Consider the following 18,947-nt stretch of genomic DNA (forward strand, 5'->3'; position numbering starts at 1 on the left):
GGATTTCGAGGATATTCGCGCTAGGTTGCGCGACGAGGGGAGAACTTTCGATTGCCACCGACACACCAGTGAACGAGGCAGTAGACCTTGGCGTCATCGATAAGCTGGTTGGGTACCATATCCGACGCGCATCGAACCTGTTTCTCGCCGACTTCAACGAGTCGGTTTCGGATACTGGCATGCGCCAGGTCCTGATCGGAATCCTGTCGATCATTTCGGAGAACCCCGGGATCAGCCAGGGCCGTGTGGGCGAGACTCTCCGGATAAAGCGCGGCAACATGTCGAGCTTGATTTCTGAGCTCGAGGAACGCGGGCTGGTGCAACGCACCACCGTGGCAAGCAACCGTCGAGCCTTGTCCCTGACGGTCTCGCCCAACGGACAAAAGGTGCTCGGCGATTGCCTCGTCCGCATCCGCCAGCACGAGGACCGGTTGCTTGCCGATCTCTCGTCGCAAGAACGAGCGACGCTGGTCCACCTGTTGAGTCGGATCGAAGGTCCCGTGAGTTCAAATGCACCGGCTGCAAAGGAACTGAGCGCAGAGGACTCGCTCAAAGAAGTCTCGTAGCCCCTTCGGCCGCTTCAATCCGTTTCTTAAGATACCCTCACGAAGCCCAGTGATTGCAAGAGGACCGGACACACGACCCTGCGTCGTCAACTAAGCCATTGACGAGCCCCGGCTGACCAGTCGCATGGCGAAGCCGCCCCCTTTTATCCTACCGGTTGGACCATCGCTGGGCGGGTTCGCGGGGTAATGCTCCAGACCGTGTTCGAGACATCGTCGGCAACCAGCAGTCGGCCGCGCGGGGCGTCGAACAGTACCCCGACAGGACGCCCGCGCGCCTTACCGTCTTTCAAAAAGCCGGTGAGGAAATCGATCGGCTGGCCTGAGGGTCGCCCGCCCGTGAACGGAACGAAGACGACCTTGTAGCCCGAGCGATCATCGCGGTTCCAACTGCCGTGTTCGCCCACGAACGCGCCTTCCGCGAAGCGACCGCCTATTCCTCCGCCGGTCACGAACGACAGGCCCAGCGCGGCGACGTGGCTGCCGAGCGCGTAATCGGGCTTGAGTGCCTTGGCGACCATGTCGGGCTTCTGAGGGTGGACCCGCGGATCGACGGTTTGACCGTAATAGCTGTAGGGCCAGCCGTAAAATCCACCGTCACGCACCGAGGTGAGGTAATCGGGGACCAGTTCTGGCCCCAGCTCGTCGCGTTCGTTGACGACCGACCAGAGACGGTTGCTCCACGGGTCGAAAGCCAGCGCGGTTGGGTTGCGAATGCCGCTGGCGAAGACGCGGTTGCTTCCGTTGGCGGGATCGATTTCCCAAATGACGGCGCGGTCTTCCTCGGCGTCCATCCCGCGTTCGCCGACGTTGCTGTTGGAACCGATCCCGACGTAAAGCTTCGAGCCATCGGGACTGGCGGCGAGCGACTTGGTCCAGTGGTGGTTGATGACCGCCGGCAAGTCGGTGACCTTCTCACCTTGCGCGGTCATTGTCGTCGCGCCCTCCGTATAGGGAAAGCGCATCAAATCGCCCTGGTTGGCGACGTAGATCGACCCGTCCACGAACACCAATCCGTAAGGCGCGTCGAGGCCGGAGATGAAGGTCGTCTGCAGGTCGGTCTGCCCGTCGCCATCGCTGTCACGCAGCAGGGTGATGCTATCGCCGCCCTTGACCGGGCTCTTGCCGCGCGCCTTCAGCAGCCCGGCGATCACGTCCTTGGGCCGCAACTTGGGAGCCTTGCCGCCGGACCCTTCGGCGACCAGCACGTCACCGTTGGGAAGCACCAGCATCTGCCGCGGGATTTTCAGGTCCTTGGCGATCGCGGTGACGGTATAGCCGTCCGGCACTGTCGGCATTTCGCCATCCCACCCCGAAGGCGGGGCGATGGCGATCGCGGGGATGAGGCTGTCCGCCTGCCGCGGCAAGGTGGGCGACTGGCCGGTCTGATCGAGTCCCTGCGAGGACGGCGAGCACGCGGCGACGAGCGCCACGACAGGCAACGACCAGAGCATGGAGCGCGTCATGAGCGGGTCTCCCGGACGACGGCTTTGGAGTGAACTATGAATGCGGCGACCAGCGCCAGGACGCTGCAGACGACCGACATCAGAACGCCGGCCGTGCCGACCGAAGACCAGCCGTCCTTGGAATGTTGCAAGGCGTTGATGACGCCGACGACAAACATGACTGCGACGACGCCGAGATAAATGGCCCCGCGTCCGCGCGAGTGGCGTGCCCGTCCGAAGAAGAACGACACGAGCGCCCACGCCAGCAGCAGGCCCGCGAACAGGTCGGCCCCGGCAATCAGCCATTGCGAGAAATTGGTCCACTGGACCACGGACGTGCGCAGGTAGGTGATGTCGCTGATCAGGGCTGCGGGATATAGCGCCACCGGAAACGCCAGTAGGATGGCGTGGATCGGACTGGCGAGAGGCGCAGCGCGCACCCCGGGGTCTGGCATGGCGGAACTCCGGCCGGTTGAAGCTGATGAAACCTCAACCTGCCAGACGGCAAAAAGGTCCTAGGCGGCCTCACCCGACAACGGCAGGCAAGGCTCCGAACACGATAGCCACTGCGGCAAAACCGATGGCCGCTTTCGGCATGTTCTTGGCCGACCGCCGCCTTCGCCAAAGGACTGCCAACGCGGCGATTGCCACGAGCGTGGCGGCCATGGCGAGCATTCGCGCAACCGGGGAGTTGGGAAAGACGCTGCTTGCCCCCCACAGCGCCGAAAAGTGCGCGGCCCAAACGGCAAAGGCCCAAGCCGCCCCCTGCCAGTCCGTCGTCTCGCTGAACTGGTCGGACATCGCTAACCGCCCGGGAACAGTCGCACGACGAGCGAAGTCGCGAGGCCCTGCAAGGCCACGTAGCCGATGAACCGAGTCACGACGTCGAGCGTCACGTTTTCGGGCCCCGAAACAAGGCCGCGACCGCTGCGATAGCCCAGGTACAGCCCCATGATGACGGAAATGGCGGCGCAGACGCTCTGGAAGGCGACCAGCGCGAAAACCGTTGCGCCCTGACCGGTGGCAGCCGGATCGAGGCCCGCATCGCGCCAACCGGTCCAGTCGATCCACGAGCCGAACGCGAGCGCGCCGCTGCCCAGCGCAGCAAGCAGCCAGGGACCTTGCCCGGGAAATATGCCCTTCTCCGACCTGGAAAGAAGGCGGCGGGAAAACACGGCGAGCCCCAGCGCAAGCACCGCGAGACCCGCAACGAGTCTGGTCTGCAGAATTGCCGGCGGCGCGATCCAGACCTCGGGATGGATGCCGTAGAGATAGAGGTAGCTGAAGACCGCCATGAAGGCGATCATGCCCATCACCACCATCAACGTATTGAGCGCCCACCAGCCGTGGCTCGAAGGCCCGGTGATCGCGATCGGGAGCACGATACCCGCGCCGACGTCGGCCTCCTCGTGCTTGAGCGGTCGGTCGGTTTCCCACAGCCAACGCAACACGCAGGCGATGGCCACCAGGCCGCAGAAGAGCGCAAAGCCGTAGGCCTGTACCGTCAGTGAGAGGAAGTGGAGCGCGGTGCCGACCGCCGCGGCCAGCGGCCAGGGCGAAGGGCCGGGCATGATCTGGAGGTACTGCGGCTCGGCATTGACCGGGCTGGTGATCAGCGTCTCACGCAGGCCCGTTGCGCTGCCGGGCAGGAAGTACCGGCCTTCCTCGACGTCCTTCGCGAGGGCGGGTTCGTGCCAGAGCGGCTCGCGGCTGCGCACGACGGGGATCGAGCGCGTCGAGTAGAGACCCGTCGGCAACCATTCGAGAGTGCCGCCGCCATAGACGTTGCCCGCGCTGTCTTCGGCGGAGAAACGGAACTTGCGCGCTAGGTCGACGACGAACAGCGCGACGCCCGCCGCGATGATGAATGCGCCTACGGTCGATATAAGGTTGAGCAGATCGAACCCGCGATCGGGCAGGTAGGTGTAGACCCGCCGCGGCATGCCCATCAGGCCGGTCAGGTGCATCGGCAGGAAGGTAACGTGGATGCCGGTGAACATCAGCCAGAACACCCAGCGGCCCACTCGCTCGCTGAGCGGCTTCGCACTCGACATGCCGAACCAGTAATAGAACGCGCCGAACATCGGCAGCACCATCCCGCCGATGAGGACATAGTGAAGGTGCGCGACGATGAAGTACGTGTCGTGCGCCTGCCAGTCGAACGGCACCATGCCGAGCATCACTCCGGTGAGGCCTCCCATGACGAAGATGAGCAGGCCGCCGACGACGAACAGCGCGGGCGCCGACCAGCGGACCTTCCCGCTTGCCAGGGTGGCGATCCAGCAGAACACCTGGATACCGGCGGGAAGGCTCACCGCCATGCTGGCCGCGCTGAAATACCCAGTGGAAACGCGCGGCATGCCGGTGGCGAACATATGATGCGCCCACACGCCGAAGCTGATGAAGCCCGTGGCGATGATGGCCAGCACGTTCAGCCGGTAGCCGACCAGTTCGGTGCGCGCGATGGTCGCCACCATCATGCTCATCAGGCCCGCCGCGGGCAGGAAGATGATGTAGACCTCGGGGTGACCGAAGAACCAGAAGAGGTGCTGCCACAACAAGGGATCGCCGCCGCGGGTCGGATCGAAGAACGGCCAGTTGAACGCCCGTTCGAGCTCGAGCAGCAGGGTGCCCAGGATGACGCTGGGGAAAGCAACCACGATCATCACGGCGAACACCAGCATGGCCCAGGCGAACACCGGCATCCGGCTCAGCGTCATGCCTGGCGCGCGGGTGCGCAGCACGCCGACGATGATCTCGATTGCGCCGGCGATGGCGGAAATCTCGATGAAGCCGATGCCCAGCAGCCAGAAATCGGTGTTGATGCCCGGGCTGTAGGCGATCGAGGTGAGCGGCGGGTACATGAACCAGCCGCCGTCCGGCGCGAGGCCGACGAACAGCGAGCAGAAGAACAGCAGGCCGCCGACGATGTAGGCCCAGAACGCGTATGCCGAGAGACGCGGAAAGGGCAGATCGCGCGCCGCCAGCATCTGTGGCAGCAGAAGCACGCCGATCGCTTCGACCATCGGAACGGCGAACAGGAACATCATCACCGTACCGTGCATGGTGAAGAACTGGTTGTAGGTGTCGAGCGGCAGGAATTCCTGCAGCGGCGCGGCCAGTTGCACCCGCATGCCCAGCGACAGGATGCCCGCCAGCAAGAAAAACAGGAACGCCGTGCCGATGTAGTAGATGCCGATGTAGTTGTTGTTGACCGCCGTCAGGTACTGCCAGCCCTTCGGCGCACACCAGATGCGCTCCAGTTCCTCCAGCTCACCTTCGGGCCGGGGACCTTGCGTCGGGAAACGGTCGTAGAGGGCGTGATCGAACCCGGTCTCGCTCATCGCGGGGTGTCCAGCCAGGCCGCGATGGCCGCCACCTCCTGCGCGGACAGCAGGTCGTAGCTCGGCATTCGGTTGCCCGGCTTGATCGCTTGGCTGTCCGTGATCCACCCCTGCAGCGTCCCGCGGTTGTTCGGCACCACGCCCGCGCCCAAAGTCAGGCGTCGCGAAACATGGGTGAGGTCGGGCCCGGACAGGCCATTGGCTGCCGTGCCTTCAACCCGGTGGCAGGCGGCACAGCCGTTGGCCATGAACAGCGCTTCCCCATCCTGCCCGACGCCTTGCACTGCCGGCGGCGTGGGCCGGGCAACCGCTGGCGCGCGCCCGGGAACAGCCTGCGGCACGGCAGCGCCTTGAACCGCGACCCGCTCCCCGGCAAGAAAGCGGCGATAATCGGTATCTCCATGAGCGGCGACGACGAAGCCCATCAGGGCATGGGATCCACCGCAGTATTCGGCGCAGACCCCGCCGAAGCGCCCGGCGCGGTCCGCTTGCACCTTGAGCAGGTTGGTGCGGCCGGGGATCATGTCTTCCTTTCCCGACAGATTGGGAACCCAGAAGCTGTGGATCACGTCCACGCTGCGCAGTTCGAGTACGACTGGCCGCCCGACCGGCAGGTGCAGTTCATTGGCATCGCGCAGAACGACGCGGCCCTGTGCGTCGAGGTATTCGACGTCCCACCACCACATGTGCCCGGTGACGCGGATGCGTTGCTCGTCACCGCGGATCGGATCGGTGAGCGACGCGGTGAGGGTGAGACCCCAAACCAGCAGTCCCGTCAGCACCACGGCCGGGAAAGCGACGCCCATGATCCAGATCAGCTTTTCGCCGCCAAGCTTCGCTTTCCATCGGGCAGGGCCCGCCAGCGCGACGTAGAGTGCCGCCGCGACGATGGCGGTCACGGCAACACCCATCGCGAACAGCGCCCAGGCGAGCGTCGTGACGCTCTCGGCATAAGGTCCGGCCGGGTCGAGCACCGGCGGAGGCCAGCCCCACCAGGCGTCGAAGGCAATCGAAGCATCAGTCATCGGCGATACCATACAGATAGGCGGCGACATCGCGCGCCTCGGAAGCAGTGATCGGCATTGCGGGCATCGTACTGCCAGCTTTGGCGGCGGGCGCGTTGCGGACGAAAACCGCGAGATTTGCCGGGGTGTTGGGCAGAGCGCCGGCTATCGGTCCCCGCCCGTCGAACGCGGTCAGGTCCGGGCCCGCACTCCCCTTGGGCCACTCGATGTCGGGGAAGGCGTGGCACGTGGCGCATCCTGCATCGGCAACGATCGCGCGCCCCCGCTTTATGGCATCCGGGTCGAGATCGTGCCGTGCCTCGGGCGGCGGTTTGCAAGCGGCAGCCAAAGCTGCCAGCGTTGCTACAGCCACGATGCGGCCCAGCGCGGAACCCGGGATGCGACCGCGGGATTGGAACGAGGACCGATGAACTTCCTTGCTATCTTCCCGCTCGCAGCGAGCGCCCTCGCACTGAACGGTTGCAGTTCGCCTGCCATCACCGCCGATCCCTTTGCCGCTACCGGGGAACTGATAGCCTTCAGTGGCGGCGAAGCCGGACCCGCCGGAGCCTGCTCCACCTGCCACGATACCGCGGGCCAGGGCGATGGCGAAAATGCGCCGCGCATCGCCGGGCTCGACCAGGGCTATGCGCTGCGCCAGCTCGAGAACTTTGCGTCCGGCGCGCGGAGCCATCCCCAGATGCAGTGGATTGCCGGGCGGCTCGACAGCGGGGCGCGCGAGAAGGTCACCGCCTATTACGCCGATCTTGCGTGGGAGCCCGCGACGGATGCAGGTCAATCGTGTGCCGGCGCGACGATCTATCACGAGGGCATTCCTTCGCGCGGCATCGGATCGTGCGCCAGTTGCCATGGCCCTGACGGTCGCGGCGATGGCGGCAATCCCCCGCTGTCCGGGCAACCCGCCGGATACCTTTCCCACCAGCTCGAGGCATGGGCGAGCGGCGAGCGGTACGGCGATGCGACCGGGAGGATGACGGCCATCAGCCGCGCGCTCCATCCGCGCGATCGACAAGCGGTGGCGGCGTATGCTGCGGGCCTTGCGGATGGTGGCGATGGTCAGTCACCTCGGGCAACATGCCTTCGAACACGTCGTCCCGATCGACCAGGTGGTGCTTGATTGCCGCCAGCGCATGCGCCGGGACCAGCAGGGCCAGCAGGATTACCCCCGCGAAGTGGACGTCCATCGCCCAATCCAGCACGCGGAACTGCCACGCACGCGATAGTTCGTGGAACGGCATCTGCGGGATTGGTACGAGTCCCGCCAGGTAAAGCGGCTGCGCCGGCTGGATCGACGACCACATCGCCCAGCCCGACAGCGGCAGGATGGTGAACAGCGCGTAGAAGATTCCGTGTGTCAGGTGTGCGATCTTCGACGAAAATCCCGGCTTGTCCGCGTCGTTTATGGGGCCTGGAACGATCAGGCGCCACACCAGTCGGAGCAGTCCCAGCACCAGGAGGGTGAGCCCGATCTGCGAATGCAGCGCATAGGCTGCGAGTTTCTCGCCTCCCGCAAGGAATCTCTGAATCCACCACCCCGTTCCGAGCTGAAATATCACCACGGCGGCCATGATCCAGTGGAATGCGACCCCAACCGGTGTGTATCGCCCGCGGCTACGGTAGCTCTGCGCCCATGCCTGAAGCGTCCGTTTCATGCGATCCGCGGCTGCGCTTCCGCGCCCAACGCACGCCACAGCAGCGCCGACGCCAGGAGCAGGTAGACACCCCCACCAACGACCCACATCACAAGGCCGGCGATCTGTTGATCCTCGAGCGGGGTCAGGCCCCACACTCCGGTCGTCAGCCAGTGCGGCGCGTAGAACGCCTGCCGGGCGAAGACGAGCAGCGCACCTAGCACACCCATCTGCACCATCTGCGCCAATAGACCGGCAGTGGCTTCAAGTGCGGTTGTCCGGCGCAGCGCGACCCACCAGACGGCGGCCGTGCCCGTGATGGAAAGCTGCATGGCCCAGAACACGAGGTCGTCGGACATGGCCCGTTCGTAAAATGCGGGCACGTGCCATGCCCAGAAGACGCACACCTGCATTACGGTGGCTACCTTGAGCGAGACCTTCGGATAGGCCTGCGGACCGACGGCGGCCACCAGCAAGGGCGCGAGAACGATCGCAAGGCCCAGATGGTGGATCGAGCGCGCGAGAAACAGCCCGGAGCCCAAGGCACAAAGCGGTGTCACGAACAGGAGGAAGACAACTGCGGCCGCCCCGATCTGGCTGCGAGCATTGTCGCGCCGGCCGACCAGTCCCACGAGAAGGGCGGCGGCGAGGACAGTCAGCAGGACGGGATCCCAATTCCAGTGAGACCACCAGTGAGCAGGACCTGGCGCCTCTCCGCAATACGGCCGCCAGACTACTCCTCGTGACGCTGTCACAATATCCATTCGGACCAGCCTACGCGAAGGGGAGCTTCATGCAATCACATCCTCGTTCTTGCGTATCGTGGACCTGGCTACAGACAGCGTTGCATGACTAATCCGCGCGCAGGATCTCATTCATCCCAGAGTTTCTCACGCCGACGCAACACTTGCTGCAGATGGAACTACCTTCTGACTAAGCCGTTTTCGCATCCCACTCAGTAACCTGATCGGGCTGGAAGGGCCCTTGGGAGATGCGGCTATGCAGCGCTTCTTTGCCGCGGTGGCTTCGCGCAGTGCTTATCTTATGGGCCACCCGATGGCCTTTCTTGTCTCGGTCGCCTTGTGCCTTCTTTGGGCGGCGACCGGGCCAGTCTTTCGTTATTCGGATACCTGGCAACTGGTGATCAATACCGGAACGACGGTGCTGACATTTCTTGCGGTGTTCCTGATCCAGAACAGCCAGAATCGTGACGGCGCGGCAATCCAGGCCAAGCTGGACGAGATGCTGCGTTCGGTTGCCACCGCGCGAACCGGTTTCATCGGGATCGAACACCTCACCGACGAGGAAATCGCCAAGATCAAGGCGGCCCTCGAGCGGGAGGTTCTGCAGGTGAGTGAAGGGGAGCCCGACCAGCCCGGGGAGTCCGTCGACGAACTGCTCCAGACTTGCCGCGATACTGCGGTCGACGCACCGGCCAAGGTGCCGCTCGATGGCGAACTTGCACCCGATGATCGGCAGTGCGTCGATACATGATCGGCTCACTCTGCTATTGATAATAACTCGCAGTTAGCCTAGCGAGCCCTCGTCCAAAGGAGGGTTCATGAGTACTCGGGTGCGCTTGCTGGCTGGTATTGCAGTGTTTTCGGTGCCGTTTTCGGTGTCCGCGCAGGATTCGGTGTCGGCGCCGGCGGAGGACATTGATCGGCCATCGATCGTCGTAACCGCCACCCGGACGCAGCTTCCGCCCAGCGCGTTGCCTCTGACCATCGACGTCATCGAAAAGGAAGCGTTCGACCGGCAGGTTCAGATTTCGGGCTCTGCGGTCGACGCGGTGTCGGCCTTGCTGCCGTCTTTCTCGCCCACGCGCGAAAAGCTGTCCGGAGCGGGCGAAAGCCTGCGCGGCCGCTCGCCGCTCTATGCCATTAACGGCATCCCGCAATCCACTCCTGTGCGCGACGGCTCGCGCGACGGTTACACGATCGATCCGTTCTTCATCGACCGGATCGAGGTGATTTACGGCTCCAACGCGCTGCAGGGCATCGGCGGGACCGGGGGCGTGGTCAACCAGGTGACCGTCGGGGCACCCAAGGTGGACGGCACGGTCGTGACGAGCCTGTTGCAGGCGAGCGCCGCGGATGGCTTCGATGGCGCAGGGATGGGTGGCAAGCTGGGGGCGCTCGTTGGCCACCGCGCCGGTCAGTTCGACATCGCAGTAGGGGGGGCTTTCGAGCGCCGCGGCGTGTTCCTCGATGGACGCGGCAACACGATCGGCGTCGACGGCACCCAGGGCGAAGTACAGGACAGCGATTCCTGGTCCGTGTTCGGCCGCTTCGGTTTTCAGATCGATCCTTCGTTGCGGCTCGATGTCGTCGCAAACCGCTTCCAGCTCGAAGGCAACGGTCATTACGCGCTGGTCGTGGGCAATCGCGCGCTGGGTATTCCGGCAAGCAGCACCCGGGGCGCTCAGCCCGGCGAGCTTCCCTCCAACCGCGCGGAACTCCTTTCGGCCGCGCTGACGGACGACAACCTGGGCGGAGGCACATTCGCGCTGCAGGGATTTTTCAGCCGCACACGCGACATATTCGGGGGCGGCGCTTTTTCCACCTTTCAGGACCCCGCCATCGACCCGACCGGAACCTTGTTCGACCAGTCGGCAAACCAGTCGCGCAAGCTGGGCGGCAAGGTCACCTACGAGCGCGAAATACCCGGCTTCGAAGACCTTACGCTGACCGCCGGGTTCGACATGCTGTTCGACCGCACGGCTCAGACGCTGGTGCAGACCGGGCGGGTCTGGGTGCCGGAAACCGATTTCCGCAGCCTTGCGCCGTTTGCCCAGGCCAACCTGGCGCTTGCCGACGGCCTCATCCGGCTGGCCGGCGGGGTGCGCTATGAAGACGTGCAGCTCAAGGTCGGCGATTACCAGACGCTGGCGGTCTACGGCGCCACCAACGCCAACAACATTGCGACGTATCGGCCGAACCCGGTCTCCGGCGGAAGTCCTTCGTTCGACCAGCTTCTTTGGAACGGCGGCGTGATCGTCGAGCCGCTGCCGGGACTGCGAGCCTATGGGTCTTATGCCGAAGGGTTCACTATCGCCGACGTCGGTCGAATCCTGCGCGGGATCACCGAAAGCAATGTCGACATCGACGATTTTCTCGCGCTTGAACCGGTCATCTCGAACAACCGGGAACTCGGGCTCGAGTGGAAACGCGGACCGGTCGATGCATCGGTGTCGTACTTCTGGTCATCTAGCGATCTCGGATCGATCCTTGTCCGCGGGCTCGACGGCATCTTCAGCGTGTCGCGCCAGCCGATCGAGATCGAGGGGTTGGAGGCGAGCCTGGCCTGGGCCACTCCGCTACCTGGCCTCACCGTGAGCGCTGCCTATGCCGCCATCGAAGGGCTGACCGACAGCAACGACGCGGACGTGCTGGTCAATAACGACCTCGACGGCGCCAACATCTCGCCCGACCGTGTGAACCTCGCCGCCGACTATCGTAGCGGTCCATTCTCTGCCCGAGTGCAAGGCAGGTTCTACCTCCCCCGGACGTTCAACGACGCGGCGACTGCAACCGACTTCGAAGGTTACGAGCTGTTCGATGCATGGATTGCCTATCGCACCGGCATCGGCGAGTTCGCGCTTTCTGCGCAGAATATCGGCGACAAATTCTACATCACTTATGACAGCGACACCGTACAGACGGCGAGCAACGACCGCTTCTATTCGGGGCGTGGGCGGACCTTCACACTGAGCTGGCGCGGCGCCTTCTGATGCAACTGCTCGCGCTCCTGCACCGCTGGACGGGCGGGTTTGCGGGCCTGTTGCTGGCCGTCATCGGGCTAAGCGGCACTGTGCTGGTGTGGGAGGGGGCGTGGGTCGGCCTGCCCGGCGCCAACGACCGGGTCGCCAATGACCCGGCGATGTTCGGTGCCGCGATCGAGGCGGCGCTCGCCGAGCGGCCGGGCCTGACGCGCATCACCTTCGCGAGCGAGGAACTGGGGCTCCACCATGCCGCCTACGAAGACGGCGGCGGCGCCTATTTCCGCCAGGACGGCGCGGTGGTCGCCATCTGGGACACGATGTGGGCCAGGCCCGAACTGTGGCTGTTCGACCTGCATCATTATCTGCTGGTGGGAGAAAGCGGGAAATACGCGACCGGCGCGCTCGGCATCTTGCTGGTCGCTTTCACCGTGACCGGGTTGATCCTCTGGTGGCGCACGCGCAAGACCTTCAAGTTCCGCCTCTGGCCCGCCCGGCTGACCCGCAGCGCCATTGTTCGCCAGCATCGCGACATAGGTGTCGTCGCCGCGCCCTTTCTCCTGCTTACCGCGCTGACAGGAACGTTCATGGTGTTCCCGGCGATCTCGGACGTCCTAACGGCGCCTTGGGCGGACAATGAGACGGTCGCTCCGAAACCGCCAGAGGATCTCGGCCCGGTGGGACCGCGGACGGATTGGGCCCAGGCCATGGACAATGCCCAAGCCGCCTTTCCGGACGCCGCTCCTCGTCGCCTGATGTTTCCAGCGCCGTCAGGGTCGCCACTGACCCTTCGGTTGAAGCAGCCGTTCGAATGGACGCCGAATGGCCGGACTTATGTCTGGCTCGATCCGGCCGATGGCGCTGTATTGGGAGTAGACGATCCGGCCATCGCCGACACCGCCTCGGCCATTGCGGAGAAATTCTACCCCGTTCACGCAGGCAAAGTGGGCGGCCTCCTCTGGCAGCTTGCGCTGACGTTTTGCGGACTTGCGCTCACTTTGCTCGGAACGCTCGCCACCTGGAGTTTCTGGTTCCGACCGATTTCCAAAGCACCCGCGAGACCCACGATGAAAGTAGGTCTGATCTAGGTCGCGAAGTAGTCACACGCAGCGCGCGCGGGCTTTTTCAGACGACTTTTCCCGGTCGCTTCATGATCGAGGGACCACGCCCGCATCGGCCCAGCTTCCGCCCAGCGCCCTGAACACGTCGATCTGGCTGCGCGAGATGCGCGCGTCCTGGTCGGCCAGTTCGGCGCGGGCCTCGGCCAGGGTGCGTTCGGCGTCGAGCAGTTGGAGCGAGTCGACGGTCCCTTCGCGTTGCTGGGCGCGTACGATGGACGCGGCTCGCTCGGCTGAGGCCTGGGCGGACTGGAGCGCGCGCCGCTGGTCGAGCGAGCGGGCATAGCGGGTCAGCGCGGTTTCGGTTTCCTGCAGGGCGGTCAGGATCGTGCCGTCGAAGGCGGCCAGCGATTCGTCGGCGCCGGCCTGGGCGGCGTCGATCCGGGCGCGGGCGGCTTCCTGGTTGGGGAAGGCCCAATTGATCAACGAACCGACGAGATAGCCGACCGAACCGCCGGTCAGGAGGTTGCCGATGCTGGTTGCGGTCGAACCGACGTCGCCGCCGAGAGTGATGCGGGGATAGAGGTCCGCGGTCGCCACGCCGATCCGGGCGGTGTCGGCGGCAAGCCTGCGCTCGGCGGCGCGAATGTCGGGGCGGCGCGCAAGCAGGGCGGCTCCGTCACCGACCGGCAGCGGCGCTTCGATCTCCAGCGCGAGCGAGCGTTCGCCGGCGACCGGTGGCAGTTCGGCCGGAGCGCGGCCGGTGAGCGTCGCGAGCGAGAACAACGCCGCGCGGCGCTCCGCCTCGATCCCTGGAATCTGCGCGGAGCGCTGATCGCGCAGCGTGCGGATGCGCGCGACCGCGAGGCCATCCTCGAGTCCGGCGTCATGGCGCCGCTCGGTCAGGCGGAGCGATTGATCCAGCAGGTCCACGATCGACCGCGCCACGGCCTCGCGTGCGGCCGCGCTGGCGGCGTCGGCATAGGCACGGGTGGTGTCGGCCACGACGACCACGCGAACCGCGTCGGCCTCTGCCTGGGTCGCGCCGAGGTCGGCACGTCCGGCCTCGATCCCGCGCGACACGCGGCCGAAGGCATCGACCTCGTAGGAAATGTCGACGCCCAGGTCGAAGAGCGCATCTTCCCGATCCGCCCCGGGCGCCCGCTGGTCGTCGGGCGTGCGAAGGTAGGACCCGCCAGCGGACAGATTGGCCTGCGGCAGCCGGTCCGACCTGGCGCCGCGCAGCGCCGCGCGGGCGCGGGCAATCCGCGCCTTGGCCTGGCGAATGTCGGTGTTGGCCGCCAGCGCGTCTGCCACCAGGCTGTCGAGGACCGGGTCGTTGTACATCCGCCACCAATCGCTGGGCAGCGGCGAGGGCGTGACGGCTCCTGTCTCGAGCGAAAGAAAGGGGCCGGTCGCCGCCGAGGGCAGGGGGGTATTGGCGACGTAATCCGGCCCCACCGCGCAGCCGGCAAGGACCAGCGCGGATAGGGAAACGAGGGTGAGCGAGCGAAGACGCATGGGAGCAGTCCTATTCGGCTGGAACGTGGGAGTGGGTGCCGCCGCGATCGGCGCGCGACCGGCTGCGCAGCGCAGCCAGGCGGTCGCCGAGCTCGCGGCAAACGACGTAGAACGTCGGAGTGAAGACCAGGCCGAAGCCGGTGACCCCGAGCATGCCGAAGCACACTGCGGTGCCCAGCGCCTGGCGGAGCTCGGCGCCCGCCCCCGTCGCCACGACCAGCGGCACCGATCCGAGGATGAAGGCGAAGCTCGTCATCAGGATCGGGCGCAGGCGGGTACGGGCCGCCTTGACCGCGGCATCGATCGGCGAGAGGCCCTCGAGCTCTTCACCCTGGCGGGCAAACTCGACGATCAGGATCGCGTTCTTCGCGGCAAGCGCGATCAGTACGACGAGACCGATCTGGGTGAGCACGTTGTTGTCCATGCCACGCAGGTTCACGCCCACCATCGCGGCCAGCAGGCACATTGGCACAATCAGAATGATCGCCAGCGGCATGACCAGGCTCTCGTACTGCGCGGCGAGGACCAGGAATACGAGCACGACGGCCAGCGCGAAGACCAGCATCGCGGTGTTGCCTGCGCTCGCCTGCTGGAAGGCGATCCCGGTCCATTCGGTCTCGTAGCCGGCGGGCAGGGCCTCGGCGGCGACACGCTCCATCGTCGCCAGCGATTGCCCGGAGGAGAAGCCGGGAGCGGTATCGCCGTCGATCGCCACGGCTGGCGCCAGGTTGTAGCGCGTGACCCGGTACGGCCCGGTAGTATCGCTCAGTTCGGCGACCGAACCCAGCGGGACCATCGCGCCGTTGTCCGAGCGGGTGTAGAGGTTGGCGATATCGGCCGCGTCATTGCGGAACGGCGCGTCGGCCTGCGCGGTCACGCGGTATGTGCGCCCGAGCAGGTTGAAGTCGTTTATGAAGGCGCTGCCGAGGTAGACCTGGAGCGTCTCGAACACCTTGCCGGGCGACACGCCGAGGATTTGCGCCTTGTCGCGGTCGATGTCGGCCCTGACCCGCGGCGTCCCGGTGTCGAAGAAGGTGTAGACCCCGGCAAGTCCCTGCTGCTGGTTGGCCTGGGCGATGACCGCGTTGGCGATGTCCTGCATCTTGCGATAGCCGGCGCCCGACCGGTCCTCGATCATCATCCGGAAACCCCCGGCCGAACCGATCCCCCGGATGACGGGAGGCTTCACGATCATCAGGCGGGCGGACTTGATGTCGGCGGTCGCCGCCTGCGCCTGCTGGATCAGGGTATCAATGTCCTGGCCGTTCGCGGCGCGGTCCTTGAAGTCGTCGAGCACCCAGTAAGCCGCGGCCGAGCTGGCCGACTGGGTTTCGGACGTGCCGTCGAAGCCCGACAGCATGACCGTGCCGGAAATCCCGTCGATCGGCAGCACGCGCTCGGCAACCTGCTTCATCACCGCGTCGGTCCGGGTCGTCGCCGATCCTGCCGGCAGCTGGATCACGGTCAGGAAATATCCCTGGTCCTGTTGCGGCACGAATCCCGTCGGCGTCCAGACGAGCGCGGCCGCGGTCAGCGCGATGAGGCCCGCATAGGCGGTCATCATCCGCCGCGGCATGCGCACCAGGCGCGCAGTGAGCGCGGCATAGCGGTCGCTGAACCGCTCGAACGCGTGGTTGAACCTGTCGCCGGCCCGCTCGATCGCGAGCCGCCAGCGCGGGGCATCGTGCGGAAGCGCCGCGTGGGGGCGCAACATGAGCGCGGACAGCGCGGGCGACAGCGTCAGCGAAACGACCAGCGAGATGATCGTCGCCGCCGAGATGGTCACGGCGAACTGCTTGTAGAATTCGCCCGACAGGCCGCCGATGAAGAGCGTGGGCACGAACACGGCGCACAGCACCAGCACGATCGCGATCAGCGCGGTGCCGACCTCGTCCATCGATCGGCGGGCGGCTTCCAGTGGCGAATAGCCGGCCTCGAGATTGCGCTCGACGTTCTCGACCACGACGATGGCGTCGTCGACCACGATGCCGATGGCCAGCACCAGCCCGAACAGGGAAAGATTGTTCAGCGAGTATCCCAGCATTGCGAGCACCGCGAACGTGCCGACCAGCGAGATTGGAATTGCCAGCACCGGGATCAGCGAGGCGCGGGCCTTCTGCAGGAAGGCCACGATCACCAGCACGACGAGGATGATGGCCTCGAACAGGGTGTCGACCACCGCGTCGATGCTTTCGGAGATGAATTCCGTCGGGTTGTAGACGATGCGGTATTCGAGGCCCGCCGGGAAGCTTTCCGACAGCTGCGACATGGTCGACTTGACCTCCTCGGCAGCCGCGAGCGCGTTCGATCCGGGCGCCTGGAAGACCGGGATGATGACCGAGTCCATCTGGTCGAGATAAGCCGACGTCGCGTAGTCCTGCGCGCCGATCTCGACCCGCGCGACATCGCCCACGCGGACCTGCCGGCCCTGCGCATCGGTGCGTATCACCACGTTGGAGAATTGCTGCGGGTCGGTGAAGCGGCCCTGCGTTTCCACGTTGAGCTGGAAGGCGCTGTCGGGGCTGGGCTGCTGACCGAGCGTTCCTGCCGCGACCTGCACGTTCTGCGAACGCAGCGCCTGAACGATGTCGCCGGCGGTCAGGCCGAGCGCGGCCGCCCGGCCCGGATCGATCCAGACGCGCATCGCCAGTTCGCGCTGGCCGAACAACTGGACGTCGCCGACGCCTTCGATCCGCGCCAGCCGATCCTTGATGCGGGTCTGCGCGTAGTTCGAAATGTACTCCCGATCGAGCGATCCGTCGGGCGAAATCAGGTTCACGACCAGGAGGAAGTCCGGTGTCGTCTTGCGGGTCACGAGGCCGAGGCGCTGGACTTCCTCGGGAAGCCGGGGCTCGGCGATGGCCACGCGATTCTGCACCAGCGTCTGCGCCTGGTCGAGGTCCGTGCCCGGCTCGAATGTGACAGTGATGGTCACCCGGCCGTCACCGGTCGACTGGCTGGAGAGGTAGAGCATCCGGTCTACGCCGTTGATCTCCTGCTCGATCGGATTGGCGACCGTATCGGCCACCGTCTCGGCGGAGGCGCCTGGATAGACGGCGGTTACCGTCACCGTCGGCGGCACGACTTCGGGATACTGGCTCACCGGCAAAAAGGCATAGGCGATCGCGCCCACCAGGGTGATGATCACTGCGATCACTCCGGCAAAGATCGGCCGGTCGATGAAGAAGCGGGACAGTTGCATGATATTGGCTCCGGGCCGCAGGATCAGTTGGCGGCGGTGGCGAGGGCCGGGGCCTTCGCTGGCGCGACCCTGCCGGGTTTCGGCCGGACGGTCTGGCCGGGCATGGCAAGCTGCACGCCGTCGATGATGACGCGGTCGGCCTTGGTCAGGCCCTTGCGGATCACGCGCAGGCCATCGACCAGCGGCCCAAGTTCGACCTCGCGTGTCGCCACGCCATTCTTGCGGTCGACCACCATCACCAGCTTTCGCGTCTGGTCGGTCGAAATCGCCGCGTCGGGCACCAGCAGCGCCATCTCGGTGCCGCCGGTTGCCATGCGCATGTTGCCGAACAGCCCTGGCGTCAGGAAGCCGTCGGGATTGCGAACCAGCGCGCGGGCGCGGATCGTGCCGGATCGCGCATCGAGACCGTTGTCGACGAAGTCGAGCGAACCGTGCCAGCGATAATCCGCCTCATCGGCCAGGCGGATGTCGACCGGAACGTTCGACGCCATTCCTTCGCGCCGGGTCTTGAGGAACGTGCTCTCCGAACCCTCGAAGTTGAAATAGATCGGATCCACGGCGTTGATCGTGGTCAGCAGGGTGGCGGCTTCACCACTGCCGGCGGCGACGAGGTTGCCGGCATCGATGCGGCGGTCGGAGATCCGGCCGGATATCGGCGCCCTGACGGTCGCGAACTCGACGTCGAGATTGCGTGAGCGAACCTGCGCCTGTGCGGCGGCAAGGGCGGCCTGGTGGGCGCGCACCTCGGCCTGCAGCCGGTCGATCTCGTTGGCTGCTACCGCATCCTCGGCAACGAGACGTTGGGCCCGCGCGAGGTTGCTTCGGGCGAGGGTAAGCGCGCTCGATGCGCTGGCGACATTGGCTTGGGCTTCGGCCAGGCTGGCCCGGAACGGGCGCGCGTCGATGCTGAAAAGAGGGGCTCCGGCCCGCACGAACTGACCATCGGTGAAGTGGACCCCGACGACTTGGCCCGAGATGCGCGGACGGACCTCGACGGCGCGGCTGGGCTCGAACCGACCGATGAATTCGTCCCAACCGGTCACTTCGCGCTGCAGCGGGGTTGCAACCGTCACCTCGGGCGGGGGCGGGGTGGCGGCAGGCGCGTCTTCGGTGCGCAGCAACCACCAGGCGGCCAGGATCGCAGCCAGAATGGCGGCGATCATGATCGGGCGCCTGCTCCGTTGCTGAGCGGGCTGGCCGATGTCGGTCGCCGCCAATTCGATCGGTTGCATCGTGGCGGGATAGCCGTCGACGAACTCGCCGCTTTGGGAATGGCTGCTTTCGCGTTGACCGTCGTGGCGATCGAATGGCGTGTCGAACATGCGTATACCCCTCGCCCCGCAGGGCGCTTCATCCCGATCCCGAAAGCGAGCGCTTCGGAAGCAGCAGTTGCGGACAAGGCCGGAGCGGAGGGATGCGCGATGCAGGCCCCGCGCC

General features: G+C 65.8%; 14 protein-coding genes and 2 pseudogenes. 5 read left to right on the forward strand and 11 right to left on the reverse strand.

Annotated elements, in window-relative coordinates:
* Positions 1–68: 68 nt before the first annotated feature.
* Positions 69–566, forward strand: coding sequence for a MarR family winged helix-turn-helix transcriptional regulator (locus ACWPMZ_RS16145; protein ID WP_455705081.1), 498 nt, complete (start codon positions 69–71; stop codon positions 564–566).
* 143 nt (positions 567–709) lie between these two features.
* On the opposite strand, the gene ACWPMZ_RS16150 is transcribed toward ACWPMZ_RS16145, so the two are convergent.
* The 6 genes from ACWPMZ_RS16150 to ACWPMZ_RS16175 form a co-directional block, all read right to left on the reverse strand.
* The gene (locus ACWPMZ_RS16150; RefSeq protein ID WP_455705082.1) at positions 710–2,029 is read right to left on the reverse strand and encodes a PQQ-dependent sugar dehydrogenase; all 1,320 of its coding nucleotides are present in this window, start codon (positions 2,027–2,029) and stop codon (positions 710–712) included.
* Complete coding sequence (locus tag ACWPMZ_RS16155) at positions 2,026–2,463, reverse strand: DUF2231 domain-containing protein (protein WP_455705083.1); 438 nt, start codon at positions 2,461–2,463, stop codon at positions 2,026–2,028. Before ACWPMZ_RS16155 ends, ACWPMZ_RS16150 begins: the two co-directional genes overlap by 4 nt.
* 70 nt (positions 2,464–2,533) lie before the next feature.
* Complete coding sequence (locus tag ACWPMZ_RS16160; protein ID WP_455705084.1) at positions 2,534–2,809, reverse strand: hypothetical protein; 276 nt, start codon at positions 2,807–2,809, stop codon at positions 2,534–2,536.
* Between the two features lie 2 nt (positions 2,810–2,811).
* The gene (locus ACWPMZ_RS16165; protein ID WP_455705085.1) at positions 2,812–5,352 is read right to left on the reverse strand and encodes a cbb3-type cytochrome c oxidase subunit I; all 2,541 of its coding nucleotides are present in this window, start codon (positions 5,350–5,352) and stop codon (positions 2,812–2,814) included.
* Entirely contained in the window at positions 5,349–6,377 is a 1,029-nt protein-coding gene (coxB, locus tag ACWPMZ_RS16170; RefSeq protein WP_455705086.1) for a cytochrome c oxidase subunit II, read from the reverse strand. Before coxB ends, ACWPMZ_RS16165 begins: the two co-directional genes overlap by 4 nt.
* Positions 6,370–6,729: a c-type cytochrome gene (locus ACWPMZ_RS16175; RefSeq protein ID WP_455705087.1), complete on the reverse strand. Its 360-nt coding sequence runs from the start codon at positions 6,727–6,729 to the stop codon at positions 6,370–6,372. Before ACWPMZ_RS16175 ends, coxB begins: the two co-directional genes overlap by 8 nt.
* Positions 6,730–6,783: 54 nt before the next feature.
* Here ACWPMZ_RS16175 and ACWPMZ_RS16180 point away from each other — a divergent pair.
* Positions 6,784–7,344, forward strand: a pseudogene (locus ACWPMZ_RS16180) (c-type cytochrome); the annotation flags it as partial.
* A 13-nt stretch (positions 7,345–7,357) separates the two neighbouring features.
* On the opposite strand, the gene ACWPMZ_RS16185 reads toward ACWPMZ_RS16180, so the two are convergent.
* Positions 7,358–8,029 (reverse strand): cytochrome b, encoded by a 672-nt coding sequence (locus ACWPMZ_RS16185; protein ID WP_455705088.1) that lies wholly within the window; start codon positions 8,027–8,029, stop codon positions 7,358–7,360.
* Entirely contained in the window at positions 8,026–8,640 is a 615-nt protein-coding gene (locus ACWPMZ_RS16190; RefSeq protein ID WP_455705089.1) for a cytochrome c oxidase assembly protein, read from the reverse strand. Before ACWPMZ_RS16190 ends, ACWPMZ_RS16185 begins: the two co-directional genes overlap by 4 nt.
* Positions 8,641–9,007: 367 nt before the next feature.
* Here ACWPMZ_RS16190 and ACWPMZ_RS16195 point away from each other — a divergent pair.
* The 3 genes and pseudogenes from ACWPMZ_RS16195 to ACWPMZ_RS16205 form a co-directional block, all read left to right on the forward strand.
* A pseudogene (locus tag ACWPMZ_RS16195) lies at positions 9,008–9,349 on the forward strand (low affinity iron permease family protein); the annotation flags it as partial.
* Positions 9,350–9,569: 220 nt separating this feature from the next.
* Positions 9,570–11,741: a TonB-dependent receptor gene (locus tag ACWPMZ_RS16200; RefSeq protein ID WP_455705090.1), complete on the forward strand. Its 2,172-nt coding sequence runs from the start codon at positions 9,570–9,572 to the stop codon at positions 11,739–11,741.
* The gene (locus ACWPMZ_RS16205; protein WP_455705091.1) at positions 11,741–12,817 is read left to right on the forward strand and encodes a PepSY-associated TM helix domain-containing protein; all 1,077 of its coding nucleotides are present in this window, start codon (positions 11,741–11,743) and stop codon (positions 12,815–12,817) included. Before ACWPMZ_RS16200 ends, ACWPMZ_RS16205 begins: the two co-directional genes overlap by 1 nt.
* 60 nt (positions 12,818–12,877) lie before the next feature.
* On the opposite strand, the gene ACWPMZ_RS16210 is transcribed toward ACWPMZ_RS16205, so the two are convergent.
* From ACWPMZ_RS16210 to ACWPMZ_RS16220, 3 genes are read right to left on the reverse strand one after another with little or no spacing between them, the layout of a single operon-like run.
* Positions 12,878–14,308 (reverse strand): efflux transporter outer membrane subunit, encoded by a 1,431-nt coding sequence (locus tag ACWPMZ_RS16210; protein WP_455705092.1) that lies wholly within the window; start codon positions 14,306–14,308, stop codon positions 12,878–12,880.
* 10 nt (positions 14,309–14,318) lie between these two features.
* The gene (locus ACWPMZ_RS16215) at positions 14,319–17,510 is read right to left on the reverse strand and encodes an efflux RND transporter permease subunit (RefSeq protein WP_455705093.1); all 3,192 of its coding nucleotides are present in this window, start codon (positions 17,508–17,510) and stop codon (positions 14,319–14,321) included.
* 23 nt (positions 17,511–17,533) lie between these two features.
* Entirely contained in the window at positions 17,534–18,832 is a 1,299-nt protein-coding gene (locus tag ACWPMZ_RS16220; protein ID WP_455705094.1) for an efflux RND transporter periplasmic adaptor subunit, read from the reverse strand.
* Between the last annotated feature and the right edge of the window lie 115 nt (positions 18,833–18,947).

The organism is Tsuneonella sp. HG222, assembly GCF_053819185.1.

Coding starts and splice junctions, on each gene's coding strand:
- ACWPMZ_RS16215 (WP_455705093.1), bottom strand. CDS start 17,510: ATGCAACTGTCCCGCTTCTTCATCGACCGGCCGATCTTTGCCGGAGTG.
- coxB (WP_455705086.1), bottom strand. CDS start 6,377: ATGACTGATGCTTCGATTGCCTTCGACGCCTGGTGGGGCTGGCCTCCG.
- ACWPMZ_RS16155 (WP_455705083.1), bottom strand. CDS start 2,463: ATGCCAGACCCCGGGGTGCGCGCTGCGCCTCTCGCCAGTCCGATCCAC.
- ACWPMZ_RS16165 (WP_455705085.1), bottom strand. CDS start 5,352: ATGAGCGAGACCGGGTTCGATCACGCCCTCTACGACCGTTTCCCGACG.
- ACWPMZ_RS16160 (WP_455705084.1), bottom strand. CDS start 2,809: ATGTCCGACCAGTTCAGCGAGACGACGGACTGGCAGGGGGCGGCTTGG.
- ACWPMZ_RS16150 (WP_455705082.1), bottom strand. CDS start 2,029: ATGACGCGCTCCATGCTCTGGTCGTTGCCTGTCGTGGCGCTCGTCGCC.
- ACWPMZ_RS16210 (WP_455705092.1), bottom strand. CDS start 14,308: ATGCGTCTTCGCTCGCTCACCCTCGTTTCCCTATCCGCGCTGGTCCTT.
- ACWPMZ_RS16205 (WP_455705091.1), top strand. CDS start 11,741: ATGCAACTGCTCGCGCTCCTGCACCGCTGGACGGGCGGGTTTGCGGGC.
- ACWPMZ_RS16200 (WP_455705090.1), top strand. CDS start 9,570: ATGAGTACTCGGGTGCGCTTGCTGGCTGGTATTGCAGTGTTTTCGGTG.
- ACWPMZ_RS16220 (WP_455705094.1), bottom strand. CDS start 18,832: ATGTTCGACACGCCATTCGATCGCCACGACGGTCAACGCGAAAGCAGC.
- ACWPMZ_RS16185 (WP_455705088.1), bottom strand. CDS start 8,029: ATGAAACGGACGCTTCAGGCATGGGCGCAGAGCTACCGTAGCCGCGGG.